This window comes from Tepidibacter sp. (assembly GCF_025210165.1).
GTDB lineage: Bacteria > Bacillota > Clostridia > Peptostreptococcales > Peptostreptococcaceae > Tepidibacter_A.
The window spans coordinates 60172-73835 of the sequence record NZ_JAOASI010000071.1 but is presented as its reverse complement, the minus strand read 5'-3'; the positions used below and the strand labels follow the sequence as shown (position 1 = coordinate 73835).

Annotated in this window: 11 protein-coding genes and 1 riboswitch; of the genes, 1 reads left to right on the top strand and 10 read right to left on the bottom strand. The window is 28.2% G+C overall.

The features are described from left to right. Positions 1 to 5: 5 nt before the first annotated feature. The 8 genes from N4A48_RS11880 to N4A48_RS11845 all read right to left on the bottom strand — a co-directional run bounded on the left by N4A48_RS11880 (position 6) and on the right by N4A48_RS11845 (position 10128). On the bottom strand, positions 6 to 443 hold the full coding sequence (locus N4A48_RS11880; RefSeq protein WP_293666282.1) for a prepilin-type N-terminal cleavage/methylation domain-containing protein: 438 nt from the start codon (positions 441 to 443) through the stop codon (positions 6 to 8). A 162-nt stretch (positions 444 to 605) separates the two neighbouring features. After that, a riboswitch (cyclic di-GMP riboswitch) is annotated at positions 606 to 689 on the bottom strand. Positions 690 to 945: 256 nt separating this feature from the next. Continuing rightward, positions 946 to 2157, bottom strand: coding sequence for a type II secretion system F family protein (locus tag N4A48_RS11875; RefSeq protein WP_293666281.1), 1212 nt, complete (start codon positions 2155 to 2157; stop codon positions 946 to 948). Positions 2158 to 2252: 95 nt separating this feature from the next. Further along, positions 2253 to 3308 (bottom strand): type IV pilus twitching motility protein PilT, encoded by a 1056-nt coding sequence (locus N4A48_RS11870; RefSeq protein WP_293666280.1) that lies wholly within the window; start codon positions 3306 to 3308, stop codon positions 2253 to 2255. Positions 3309 to 3328: 20 nt separating this feature from the next. Then, positions 3329 to 4996, bottom strand: coding sequence for a GspE/PulE family protein (locus tag N4A48_RS11865; protein ID WP_293666279.1), 1668 nt, complete (start codon positions 4994 to 4996; stop codon positions 3329 to 3331). Between the two features lie 20 nt (positions 4997 to 5016). Then, positions 5017 to 5700 carry a DUF881 domain-containing protein gene (locus N4A48_RS11860; protein WP_293666278.1) on the bottom strand — a complete coding sequence of 228 codons (684 nt, stop codon included), beginning with the start codon at positions 5698 to 5700 and terminating at the stop codon, positions 5017 to 5019. Between the two features lie 255 nt (positions 5701 to 5955). Beyond that, on the bottom strand, positions 5956 to 7983 hold the full coding sequence (locus N4A48_RS11855) for a methyl-accepting chemotaxis protein (protein WP_293666277.1): 2028 nt from the start codon (positions 7981 to 7983) through the stop codon (positions 5956 to 5958). 138 nt (positions 7984 to 8121) lie between these two features. Further along, positions 8122 to 9921, bottom strand: coding sequence for a heme NO-binding domain-containing protein (locus N4A48_RS11850; RefSeq protein WP_293666276.1), 1800 nt, complete (start codon positions 9919 to 9921; stop codon positions 8122 to 8124). A 15-nt stretch (positions 9922 to 9936) separates the two neighbouring features. Further along, the gene (locus tag N4A48_RS11845) at positions 9937 to 10128 is read right to left on the bottom strand and encodes a hypothetical protein (RefSeq protein ID WP_293666275.1); all 192 of its coding nucleotides are present in this window, start codon (positions 10126 to 10128) and stop codon (positions 9937 to 9939) included. A 190-nt stretch (positions 10129 to 10318) separates the two neighbouring features. Here N4A48_RS11845 and N4A48_RS11840 point away from each other — a divergent pair, with 190 nt between their 5' ends. Then, positions 10319 to 10801, top strand: coding sequence for a hypothetical protein (locus tag N4A48_RS11840; RefSeq protein WP_293666273.1), 483 nt, complete (start codon positions 10319 to 10321; stop codon positions 10799 to 10801). A gap of 37 nt (positions 10802 to 10838) precedes the next feature. Here the strand turns inward: N4A48_RS11840 and N4A48_RS11835 are convergent, their stop codons facing one another. Together N4A48_RS11835 and N4A48_RS11830 are read right to left on the bottom strand one after the other, a co-directional pair. Continuing rightward, the gene (locus tag N4A48_RS11835; RefSeq protein WP_293666271.1) at positions 10839 to 11513 is read right to left on the bottom strand and encodes a hypothetical protein; all 675 of its coding nucleotides are present in this window, start codon (positions 11511 to 11513) and stop codon (positions 10839 to 10841) included. A 228-nt stretch (positions 11514 to 11741) separates the two neighbouring features. Continuing rightward, complete coding sequence (locus N4A48_RS11830) at positions 11742 to 13445, bottom strand: ATP-binding protein (RefSeq protein ID WP_293666269.1); 1704 nt, start codon at positions 13443 to 13445, stop codon at positions 11742 to 11744. Between the last annotated feature and the right edge of the window lie 219 nt (positions 13446 to 13664).

Sequence of the window (13664 nt, the reverse complement as noted above, 5' to 3'; positions counted from 1 at the left end):
CCTATTTATGGTCTAGGATACCAAGTTTGAGAACCTGAATCTCTATCATCATCTATAGTTATTTGATTTATTCTACCATTTTCAATATCTATATCTACTCTAAAATGATCACCATCACTTGATTCTAAAGTTGGTATTTTATCTATATATTCTGGAACTAAAGCTGCCTCAACAGAACCTGCTGCTGCAGTTCCATCTCCAAGCAATTCATTTGTAACATCTCCAGATAAAGTTAAATTACCTTCAGCAAAAGCAAGTTCAATCTGTCTTGCAATAGTTGCTGCATTTGTGAAATCAGTATTTTCTCTTGCTGTTACCAAAGACGTAGTTAATCTAGGTATTGCTAAAGCTGATAAAATTCCTAATATGGCAATTACTATAATCAATTCGACTAAAGTAAATCCCTTTTTATTCTTTAATTTCTTTTGAATATTCCTTAACATACTTTTCACCTCCTTTCAAAACCTTGTCTGTCGCCAACGAATTCTAATGAATTCCGTTGCTCAAACTATTAACTAAATATCAATATTTTAATAAGGCTCATTTTTGAACTAACGACAAAACTTAGTCAAAAATAGCCAACTATTCAAACAACTAATTGCTCAATACTTGGCGGTCGGTTGCACCACTCACTCCATATCCTCTAGGTGCCCAAATACAGAAGATACTTCACAGTTTCCGATATGAAATTCTAAAGTCAACTTTAAAATTTATTTAAATCTTTGTTTTATAATTTTAATTTATACAGTTCCGAACTAAAAATCAAGATTATTTAGTTAAACAGCTACCTAAGAAACTAATAATTATTCATTTTTGAACGACTTTTAAATAGCTATTTATCCCTATATGTTTAATTAAAATAGTTATTTAACCCAAGAGAAAAAATGAATAATTCTTAGTTTCGTGCTTAGAAAATAAATCTTTCTTAGTTTTAAGCTTAAATCCCTACATATCTATAGTATTAAACATATCAAACATAGGTAACATCATAGCTATAACAATAAATCCAACAACCCCACCCATAACAATAATCATAATCGGCTCAATCAACGTCGTTATCTGACTAAGTGCCGTTTCTAGTTCCTCATCATAAAAATCAGCTGTCTTTTCAAGTATCTCATCAAGTGAACCTGATTCTTCTCCTATTTTTATCATAGAAGTAACCATAGGTGGAAATACTCCAATTCTTTCAAGAGGGCTTGCAAGGTCTATACCTTTTCTAACCTCTTCTTTAGCTTCAAGAATTCCTTTTTCTACAATTATATTTCCTACAATTTTTGCTACAATTTCAAGTGCATGTATTAATGGTACTCCACTTGATAATAATGTCGACAATGTTCTTGTAAATCTTGAGGTAATTATTTTTTGCGTTACCCCTTTGATTATAGGTATTCTAAAATTTATAATACCTATTAACATCTTTCCTCTTTCACTTTTTATATACTTTATTATACCATAAATCCCCAAGAAAAGTATCAATAAGTGTATATACCAGTATTTTTTTATACCTTCACTTATGCTAAGAAGTATTCTAGTTGGAAGAGGCAGTTCAACTCCACTACTTTCAAACATTCCAACAAAAGTTGGCATAACGAATGTTAATAAGAATGTTACAACAGCGACTGCTACTATACTAAGTATTATAGGATATGCCATAGCACCCTTAACTTTATTATTTATTTTATTTTCCTTTTCATAATGAAAAGCCATCCTTTCCATTATTACATCTAAATTACCGCTTACTTCACCTGCTTCTACCATATTAATTAGCAAATCTGGAAATATATTTTTTTGTTTTTTAAGACTTTCTGAAAATGTAAGCCCCTTTTGAACATCATCGTGAACCTCTCCAATAACTTTTGCAAATTTTTTATTCTCCGTTTGAAGCTTCAAAATATCTAAACAGCTTATTATTGTAATACCTGCGTTTAATAATGTATAAAACTGTCTACAAAAAATTGCTATATCCTTAGTTTTTATTTTTTTCAGAAAATCTGCAATTCTTATTTCTTTAATGCCTTTATCTTCTTCTACCTTCATAGGATAATAATTATTCTGCCTTAGCATTGACAAAACGTCTTCCTTTGAGGTTGATGTATACTTTCCTTCAATTTTTTTACCATATTTATCCAAAGCGCTATACTTATAATTAGGCATACTCTACACCTTCATTCCAATTTTCTTTTAGTTCATATATACTAGAATAACATATCCTTCTCAACAATTTCTCAACAATCTCTAAACAAAAGTTTTTAGATACTTGTATATCTACTAACCATATCCTTATCTACTGCATAAGTTAATAATGATTCTTTTGATATAATTCCTTTCAAATATAAGTTAATTAAATCACTATCCATAGTCTGCATTCCAAATTTCATACCTGTTTGTATAGATGTTTGTATTTGATGTGTTTTCCCTTCTCTTATAAGATTTCTTATTGCTGTATTTACTACCATTACCTCAAGTGCAGCAACTCTTCCACTTCCATCATCTTTTGCAATTAACTGTTGAGATATAACCCCTTCAAGAACCGCAGCTAATTGTACTAATATTTGAGGTTGTTGATGCGATGGAAATACATCTATTATTCTATCTATAGTTTTAGCAGCTCCTATAGTATGAAGTGTTGAAAATACTAAATGTCCTGTTTCTGCTGCCGTTAGAGCTATTGATATCGTTTCTAAATCTCTCATCTCTCCAACTAATATCACATCAGGATCCTGTCTTAAAGATGACCTTAGAGCATTTGCAAACGACTTAGAATCAGTACCTATTTCTCTTTGATTAACTATACTTTTATTGTGTTTATGTAGATATTCTATAGGATCTTCTAATGTCAATATGTGAGTGCTTCTATTTTTATTTATATAATCAATCATTGATGCTAGTGTTGTAGATTTTCCACTTCCTGTAGGTCCAGTTACAAGTACTAATCCTCTTTGTTTTTTGCATAATTCCTTCATAATAGGTGGTAGACCTAGTTTTTCCATACTTGCTATTTCCAAAGCTACAGATCTTATAGCCATACAGTATGTTCCTCTTTGTTTAAATATATTTACTCTAAATCTCCCTAATTTATGATAAGAAACTGATGTATCTAGTTCCCCTTTTTCTTCCAGCTTTTGAAACTTTTCATCATCTAGTATTTGCTTTACTAAATTTAAGTTATCATCTGGAAGTAATATATCTTCTCCATACTTACTAAGTTTTCCATTTTTCCTCATAACAGGTGGAAACCCAACTGTTATATGAAGGTCTGATGCATCTAATTCTATCGTTTTTTGAAGTAAATCATATATATTCATATCCATCACCTAGCCCTTATTTATGTAACTGTTATAAATTCTTCAAAACTAGTCGTTCCATCCAGTAACAATTCTTTACAATTCTGTCTAAGAGTAATCATTCCCTCATCTATTGCTGTTGTTCTTAGTCTATCTATGCTTTCTTCATTATCTATTGATTCTCTTATACCTTTACTAATATTCATTATTTCATGAATTGAAGTTCTTCCTTTATATCCAGTATTATAACACTTAGGACACCCTTTACCTTTATAAAGCTTGGTATCTTCTCCTATATTAAGCACTTCTTTTTCTTTTTCACTAGGGATATATTCTTCTTTACAGCTAGTGCATATTTTTCTTACAAGTCTTTGAGCTATAGCTCCAACTACAGATGCCGATATAAGGTATGGTTGTATTCCCATATCCATAAGTCTAGTTATTGTAGATGGAGCATCATTAGTATGCATTGTACTTATAACAAGATGCCCTGTTATAGCCGCTCTTGCTGCAATTTGAGCAGTTTCACTGTCTCTTATTTCTCCTATCATTACAATATCCGGATCCTGTCTAAGAATTGATCTAAGTCCATTTGCAAAAGTTAGTCCAGCTTTGTTATTTACTTGAACTTGATTTATACCATGTAATTTATATTCTACAGGGTCCTCTACTGTAATTATATTTTTATTTATTTTATTTAATTCCCTTAATATTGTATATAATGTAGTAGTTTTACCACTTCCTGTAGGTCCAGTAATTAATATAATTCCATTTGGATTTTCAATCAATTTATCAAATCTACTTAAATTATCATCAGTAAATCCTAACTGACTCTTTGAGAGTAAGAATGAACTTCTGTCCAAAAGTCTTATAACTATCTTTTCTCCAAATACAGTAGGAAGTACAGATATACGTAAATCCACTAGTTTTGTATCTATACTTATCTCTATTCTTCCATCTTGGGGAACTCTTTTTTCTGCAATATCCATTTTCCCCATTATTTTAATTCTTGTAACTATCGCTGAATGAGTAGTTTTTGCAGAATTCATAATTTCCTGAAGCTGTCCATCTATCCTAAATCTTATTCTAACATTTTCTTCAAATGGCTCAATATGTATGTCACTTGCCTTTGCTTTTACTGCTTGTTTTATTATAGAATTTACAAGCCTAACCACAGGGGCATTATTTATATCATTTAATATCTCTTCATCTAAATCATTTATATTCTCTACAGTATATTGCCTTTTAAAATCTTCTATTGCCTTTTCAGCTACTTCTTTTCCGTAACATCTATCTATTGCACTCAATATACTATGTTTTGAGCATATACAAGGCTCAATTTCCATATTTGTAGCAATTTTCACATCATCTATTGCAAATATATTAAGAGGATCTACCATAGCTACCATAAGCTTTCCTCTTTCTTTTCTTATAGGTATAAGTTCATATCTTCTTGCTAAACTTTCTGATATTAATACGGGAACCTCTTCATCTATTACAAAATTCTCCAGATTAATATGAGGTATACCTAATTGAAACTCTAATATTTCAATGATATCCTCTTCTGTTATAATATTATTGTCTATAAGTATTTGCCCTAACTTTTTTTTAGAACTTTTTTGCTCTTGTAAAGCTTTTTCTAATTGTTCTTGTGTTATTTTTCCTGTAGATATTAAAATTTCTCCTAATTTGATTTTTTTGTATTCCATGTTCTTAATCTCCTCGTTATTTAATTGGTATTAGTAAACCTAAACTCCTTTTCTCTTGGCATTCCTTTAATAGTCAATGTATCATATATTTTAATATCTATATCTAGGCCATAGCTTTGCATATACTGTATAATTCCATTTTTGTTGTTTATATGTTTTTCTAAAGTATCCGAATCTCCTATAATTTTTATTTCATATGGCTGAACTATAGGGGTAAAATTTACATTTATATGACTTCCTGCTAAAGCAACTGCTCCATACTTACTTACCCTTTGCCCATTTATCGATATAGCTTCTCCTCCATATACTTTTATTTGATTAATCAATCTTACAAAAAAACTATTTCTTTCCATCAATTCGCCTAAATTAACATCTTCTTCTGTATCTATTTTTATAACCATCCCAGGACCTTGAAGATCTTTATATCCTAAAATCATTTTTAGATTGTCTATATTTTCTTTCATGCTCTTACCTAGTGGATCATCTATTTTGTTTTCTTCTAATATCTCCAGTTGGTTATTCAAGTATTCTTTTTTAGTTATTAACTTTTTATTTTCCTGTTTAGCTCTATTTACCTGATCTATAATTTGTTTATCAAAGAAAGAAAGTTCCCTAACTGCATTGTAGTTATTTTTAAGTTGAATACCAATACCTGTTCCCAAAACTAAAGTGAGAATCAATATATGTACATATGATTTTTTCATAATCTTAGCTCCTCAAATTTAATTTATTATCCAATATTATAATACATCAAATTCTTTTAAATTTATACAGAAACTTAACAAAATTAGTCTACTCGCTAACCCGGTGACTCATGTCGCCAACGATCCCTACGGGCTCCGTTGCTTAAAAATAGTTTCAAGTGTAGCTTCTTGAATAAGTTATGCACAAAACAAAAAATTTATAATACTTTAGTATATAAAAAACTTGTGAGTATATTTTTATACTCACAAGTTTACTTATGAATTTAATTTAAATTGTTTTGTCACTTCTTCAAGTTCCATTGCCATATTTGATAATTCTTCAGCTGATCTTGTTATTTCATTTATAGTAGCAGATTGCTCTTGACTAGAAGCTGCTACCTCTTCTGTATTCGCAACAGCATCTATTGCTATACCTTCTATCTCTCTAGCAAACTTCATAACCTCTTGAGATTTTTCTGTAGAATTTGATATATTTTCACTAGTTGTAAGTAGTTTTTCCTTTGTTAAGTCAAATCCATCTAATATATCCTTTAGATAATCTGCAACCTCAGTTACTATAACTTCACCTTTTCGTGTTTCTTCAGCCCCTTGATTTATAGCTACACTAGCTTTTTGAGTATTCTTTTGAGTAGATATTATTAAATCCTTTATTTTATCTGATGATTTCATGGATTCCTCAGCAAGCTTTCTTATTTCATCTGCAACAACAGCAAATCCTCGTCCACTCTCTCCAGCTCTTGCAGCTTCAATAGCAGCATTTAAAGCTAATAAATTAGTTTGATCTGCTATGTTATTTATAACTTCTAATATATCTCCTATTTCCTTAGACGCACTATCTAAATCAGTCATAACATTAGATGTATAACCAACACTTTCTTTGATAACATCCATCTGTGTTATCATATCCTCCATCTTTTCTCTACCTTGAAAAGCTAATTTACTTGTTTCATTAGCATTACTAACCACATTTGTAATCTCATTTTTTATATAATCCATTGAACTTCCAACTTCTTCTATATTATTCAATACATTATTTGTTGCTAAAGACTGCTTTTCTGAACCCTCGGCTATATCTTGCGTTGATAAAGCTATCTGTTCTGAAACCATAGCTGCTTGCTCAGTTGAGGCTACTAGTTCTTGAGAAAAAGATGATACACTAAATGTTACATCCTGAATCTTATTAGTTATTCCACTTAAATTATCTATCATATCATTAAATCCTTCAGTTAATACCCCAATTTCGTCCTTAGATTTTATATTTATTTTTTCAGTCAAATCTCCAGCTGATACTTTTTTTGATACTTCAACTATTTTTTTAATAGGATTTATCATTTTTCCAACACTAAATACTATTATAAATGTACTTAGTATAAATGTTATTATTGCTGTAATTATAGCTTTAATCATAGTCGCTTTAATAGCATTATGTAAATTTTGCATAGATATACCTATATTAATAGCTCCTATTTGCTCTTTATCATTATATACAGGCATTAATACATCATATGCTGGTATTGTATCTTTATATTTAATCTCCGATGCATATTCTTTACCTTCTTGAATAGCTACCCTACTTCCCTCATCAGATAATTGCATTCCTATTCTATCTTTTTCACTATGAGCTACTGCCTTTAAGTTTTTATCTATAAAAACTGCAAATACTATATTATCTTGTTCTGCAATATCATCTACTTTAGCTTGTATGTTCATAGATTTTTGCATTTCCTCTATATCATTAGCCATTATACCAACTTGAACAATTCCTCCATTTGCTAGTCTCGTAGCTCCATATTTATAATAATCTCCAGAAACCTCACTTTTCCTTATATCCTCTATAACCTTATCTTGATTTCCATCAAGTAAGATTTTAACTACATGAGTATCAGGATATTTATATCCTATATTTTCAATTAAATTAGAGTATATTATAACACCATTATTATTAGCTACGTTAATTTCAGAAACTCCTGTATTTTTAGCTACCTGCTTTAAATGCTCATTTGAAATATCTTGATTACCTCCTAGAGTGTACGCAACTGATATTATTCTATTTCCCAACATTTCATCTATTTGATCTATTAGCATATCATTTTGTTTTAATTGAGATGTTATCTCTTTAACCAAACCTATACCATCTTCTTTTAACTGATTTTTCATAGATTTATCTATCGTATGAATAGATAAATAGGTACTTATAGTTAATATCAACATTATAACTATTAATATAATTGCTGTTATTTTTGTTTTTATTGAATTCAAACTTACATTTAATTTTATCTTCATGTAGCTCCCTCCAATTCTATACTTTTTTTAGCAAATTATCAATTTTATATCCTTATTATAACATATTTATCCACTCTATTGCTTATTTTCCTTGTCTAATAGAGAAAAATACGCTTTCTATTAAAAAGCGTATTTTTCTTATATCTTATATATATTTATATCTTCACCAAAGTTATCTACCATTTCGTTAAATTCTGAAACACTCTTAGTAAGATTTTTTATTTCTTCTGTATATGTTGTTACACTAGAGCTTACTTCTTCAGATGAAGCTGAATTTTCCTCTGCTATTGCTGCTAAAGATTCCATATTATCAAAAATTGACGATATAGAATCTGTCTCCTTTTGAAGATACTCAGATGTTTTTATCATTTTCTTAGCTACATCCTTTATTGTATTATTAGCTACACTACTCTCTGATACAGCCATATTTAATTTGTGGTTTTCTTCTTCAAGAACCTCAAATTCATTTTCAACATCAGATACAAGATTTTGTATTTCCCCAATAAACACTGATAAATTAGAATTTATATTGTTAACTGCATCTTGAGATTGTTCTGCAAGTTTTCTAACCTCTTCAGCTACAACTGCAAACCCTTTTCCCATTTCTCCAGCTCTTGCAGCTTCTATAGATGCATTAAGTGCCAATAGGTTAGTCTGGTACGCAATAGACGCTACTATAGATACAATTTCAGTTATATTTTCTGCTTTGTTTTGAAGGTTAACACTATTTTCCTTAACAGTCCCAAAACTTTTTAATATGTCATTCAGTTTATCAGTAGTAGATTTGACATGACTATAACCCTGTTCTATTCTCTCAACAGATTTCTCTAACTCTTCTTTATTTTCATTTTCCATCTGAGATATATTTTTTATGCCAATTATATTGTCATTTAACAAGCTAACAGCATTTTCAGTCTCTTCTGCTTGAGTTATAGCTGCTGTTGCAACCTGTTCAACAATACCAGATATTTCTCCAGAAGTATAATCCATCTTGTTAGCTATTCCAGTTAATGTTTTACTAAATGTATTCATTTCATCAGTAACACCCTTAAATCCTACAAAATCCTTTCGTATAATATCCTTGTAATCATTTAATATATTGTATATATCTTCATACATATCATTTGATACAATTACTCCACCCTCAGTATAATTATGTGATTTGATATTTTCAAATTCATCTAATATAAACTGCATAGGCTTATTCATAATCTTAGATGCTAGTATAAAACTTAAAAATGATATTAATGGATATATATACACCCCTATATTTTTAAACATCAAATTAACAGGTAAACTAAATAATATAAACATTAGTACAGACAGTATAGAAGTTTTTACATGTATATTTTTTATAACTCCAAAAGACATAAATTTGTTTAACCTATAAGTCTTTTTGAAATATATATCTTCTTGAAATATTATTTTAATTTTAAGCTCTGATGAAGTTTTTTCAACTTCTTCTACTTCTATTTTTTCATTATAATATTTTGCTGCCCCTTCAAGTAAGCCTAAAAAGTAATCAAACATCCCTCTTTTTGATCTATAAACAAATATAGCTTCATTCTTTGATATAGGTGTTAAATCAAGTACTGGTGGTTTAGCTCCAGAAATTCTCTTTACAACAATTTTATGAACATCATTCATAGACTTTAAAAATTGATATAATGTATCATGTCTAAAAAAAGCAGGATAATCACTAGAAAATGTAACAATATTATCTATACCTATGCTTTTCCATATACTTTTTTCATCTAAATTAACCTCTTTACCTACATTTTTAATTATGCTGAATACAATAGAATCATCAACATCTTCAATAGGTGAAAACGTCCTTGAACTACTGACATTGCAATTTTCCATAGCTTTATCGACTATATCATCATTGTATATTTTTCTGCATGTTTTAATCCAAGTTGATACAACAGTGCCCTTCATATAAACTCCCTCCATTTACTCTGAATCATTTATATAATCTTCAAGTTCTTTTACTCTTTTCTCAAGTAAAACTATTCTTACTAACAATTCATCTTTATTTTCTTCTCTATTTTTTAAGAATCTTATTGAATAATACCCAACTAAAACAGGAATAATCATTATTATCAATAATATAACTATATTTACACCGCTAAACAATAATGGCATACTATTTTTCTCCTATTCTAACTTTATTTTGAATATAATTTTATCACTTTTTTACAAACTTGTATATGCTATTGAAATTCATTATATTTTAATATAATTATATGTAATTTTTTCATTTTTTGAAATATAATATATAATATAGAAGATAACTCAAATACATAATTCCATTATTTTTAAAGGAGGTTTTTTTATGAAACAAGCTTACCTTAAAACCGAAATGTCTAAGCACGAAATGATTCTCAATCAAATGGGTGGTCAAATAAAAATAATAAAAGGTATCATGTGCTATGTTAAGTTCAATATAAAAAATATTGATATTGAGTACGTATATCATATAAATAACTTAGATAACTATTTTCTCCAAAGAATTGCTCCATATCCTATGAATATAGGAACATATGCAAGTAAAGATGAAATAATAAACGTCATAAAGCATGATATAAAACAATTTAAGAACGCATCTAACTCCACAATATTTGAAGAATTCATAAACATAAACAAAAAATTTAACGAAGCAGAAAAACATTTTGAAGACTTGTATCTTTACTATAATATTCCTCATGAAATGTTTAAAAAACTAAATGATAGATTAGATGAAATAGAAGATTATATAAAAAATTATAAAACAAAAAGTACAAGAGTTTATTTTGAAAAAGATCCAGAAAATCTATAAGAGTAAAAGACCTCCATATAATTGGGAGGTCTTTTAACTATTTAAACTCAAGTATTCTCTCTTTTATCTTAACTTTAAATTTCTCTATTTTATCAAAATCCATATTAGGTATATAATACTTTTCCATTACATCATGCTCTTTTTTAGCTCTTTTTATATTTTCTATACCATTGTCTAGTAATTTTTCTATTAGTTCCTTATCATATTCAATTTCGTCTTTATATTTATTCAATATATCATAATTTATACACTTATCTAAATCTACTACCTTATAGTTATTTTCTTTAAACATATCACTTATAGTAAGAGCTACATTAATATCTTTAATAAATATAGTTCCAATCTTATCTTTAATTAAAGGAGTATGATAAACTTCTACATCAAGACCTCTGAGTATTGCATTTTTATATGCTTTTTCAATTAGTGTAGATTTTCCAGTTCCAATATCTCCTTTTATATAATATACATTTGTTGCATCATTAAATATTGTATTAGTATATTCTACTACCCCATTAGGAGTTATAGCAGTTCCAAATAAATGTCTTTCATCCCCTGCTTTTCCTTTAAACTCGACCTTTCCTAATATCTCATCTATTAAATCTAAGGTTATAGAGTTTATTTTTGAAAAATCCATTGCATCTTTATACTTAACAACTACATCTTTAAGTATACTTTCTGCCGCCTTTAAGAATTTATATGATCTTGTAAACAATCTTCCAACTTCTTTATTAGTCTTTAATATCGCATCTCTGTTTTCCTTTATTTTTTCAAGATTCCAATACTCACCTAAGTTTATAATCTCATCTACTGCACCAGGGTTTTTAGGGTCTACTATGTGGGGAGCAGTTGCTACTCATATGTTAAGGCAAATTTTACCATAAACTTAGCTGAAATGTTGCTTTTTTAAAGTATGAGAAACATCAAACAAAGCAACATATTTTTATATTTCATCAAAATATATATCTTGCTTTCCAACTACAATTATCAACACTTTCCTCAAAGTATCTTTATTAAACCTACTTTTTATAATCTTACTCTCAGCATACTCATTTAATTGCTTTAATCCCTCTTCCTTTATATTCTTCAAATTATTTCTTTCACTTTCTTTTAAATACTTCAGCTCTATCAACCATTCATAATTTATAAGCTTTTTATATGCCTTATTTTTGGCTAATAATATATCTATATAGCCTTTATCTATTTCAGGTTCACTTTGAACAACATATAATCCATATACAGAAAATAAAGTCATTAGTATCATTTTTACGTATTTTTCATCAAATTTAATTAAATCTCTATTTGAAAGATTTGATAGAATATATTTAAAATATTCTATGAAATCACTTATATTTCCGTCTGTACTCATTTCATTAATAACACTATCTAACTTACTTCTATTCATATCTATATCCTTTTTTAAATTTTTGAACATATAATCCCAATAGACAGTTTTTATTACATAATTGGGGATAGTAAGCTCAACACCATTCATGTAAGACTCTTTTATAGTAAGCATTCCAAGATAATATAGAAGTGATTTGAAATTTTCATTATAATTATACATATTTTCAAGATTAAATCGACTTACAAGCTTAGTTGTTACCTTTTCTCCTGATATAATCTCCTCTAAAGTAGTATCATCTTTAAAATTTAATGCTATTTGCTTTATCTTACTATAGTCAGTCTTTACATTATCATCTATCATTTCTTTAGGATATTTACCTTTTCTAATTATGTGTTTAAGAAAATATAAAGCCATATCCGTATTATATACGGTATTTTCAGTATCTTCATTGAATTTATATCCATTATAATAAAACTGCATATCTTTAATAAGCTCTTCTACATCAAATCTTTTGTCAAGTGAAAGCTTATAAATAATTTCTCTTATTTCTCTTTCTGTAAATCCAATTATTTCATTAACCTCTTCTTCAAGCGTTAGATTCTCTGTAATATTGAATCCACTCGTTAAATCATCAAGCATAATAGGACTTACTCCCGTTATAAATAATCTTTCAAAATTATCAGCTGTAGCATCTTTTAATGCTTTATAAAAAGTTTTTACAAATCCTTCTCCATGCAGTATTACTTCATACATAACCTTTTGTCCACCTGTTATTAATTCATTAGCAAAATTATCATATTCATCTATTAACACAAATACTTTTTTATTTTTTATCTTAGTAATTAATTTTATATATGACATTATCATTTCAGCACTATTTGCTTCAGCTGGTATACTATTTTCACCTAATATATTTTTATATTTTATAACAAATTCTTTAGCAGAAGATAATACATTAAAATTAAAACTTTTTATTAACTGTTCTTCACCATTTCTTGTATCAATTCCAGCGAAGCTTATTTTCCATATAAGATACTTATTTTTTTTAGATGTTGGATTTTTTCCTATATACAAATCTTCAAATAAATCTTCAAATTTATCTTTTTTATTAATGTCATAATAATTTTCAAGAGTAGATAAAAATAGACTTTTTCCAAATCTTCTTGGTCTTATAAAAAACTGATATGGCGCATAGCTTTCAAGTATTTCTATATATTTAGTTTTGTCTATATATAAATAATTTTCTTCTATCATTTGTTCAAAGTTGGATATTCCATAAGGTATTTTTTTTAGAGCCATATATTATTTCCTCCATTTCAACACTGTGCGTTATTCTATTATACCCTTATTTTCTATGGCAATAAAATATTTATTTGAGGCTAATTTAAAAGACTGGCAATTTGCCAGTCTTTTGTTTACAATTTCAATTAATTTATTCTTTATAAACAACTATACAATCTCTACCTATACCTCTATCTTTATCTAGAGCATAATCCGCTTTTTTATACACTCATCAAT

Excerpts from the sequence above, each read along its gene's own strand:
- N4A48_RS11880 (WP_293666282.1), bottom strand. The coding sequence starts at position 443 with ATGTTAAGGAATATTCAAAAGAAATTAAAGAATAAAAAGGGATTTACT.
- N4A48_RS11875 (WP_293666281.1), bottom strand. The coding sequence starts at position 2,157 with ATGCCTAATTATAAGTATAGCGCTTTGGATAAATATGGTAAAAAAATT.
- N4A48_RS11870 (WP_293666280.1), bottom strand. The coding sequence starts at position 3,308 with ATGAATATATATGATTTACTTCAAAAAACGATAGAATTAGATGCATCA.
- N4A48_RS11865 (WP_293666279.1), bottom strand. The coding sequence starts at position 4,996 with ATGGAATACAAAAAAATCAAATTAGGAGAAATTTTAATATCTACAGGA.
- N4A48_RS11860 (WP_293666278.1), bottom strand. The coding sequence starts at position 5,700 with ATGAAAAAATCATATGTACATATATTGATTCTCACTTTAGTTTTGGGA.
- N4A48_RS11855 (WP_293666277.1), bottom strand. The coding sequence starts at position 7,983 with ATGAAGATAAAATTAAATGTAAGTTTGAATTCAATAAAAACAAAAATA.
- N4A48_RS11850 (WP_293666276.1), bottom strand. The coding sequence starts at position 9,921 with ATGAAGGGCACTGTTGTATCAACTTGGATTAAAACATGCAGAAAAATA.
- N4A48_RS11845 (WP_293666275.1), bottom strand. The coding sequence starts at position 10,128 with ATGCCATTATTGTTTAGCGGTGTAAATATAGTTATATTATTGATAATA.
- N4A48_RS11840 (WP_293666273.1), top strand. The coding sequence starts at position 10,319 with ATGAAACAAGCTTACCTTAAAACCGAAATGTCTAAGCACGAAATGATT.
- N4A48_RS11830 (WP_293666269.1), bottom strand. The coding sequence starts at position 13,445 with ATGGCTCTAAAAAAAATACCTTATGGAATATCCAACTTTGAACAAATG.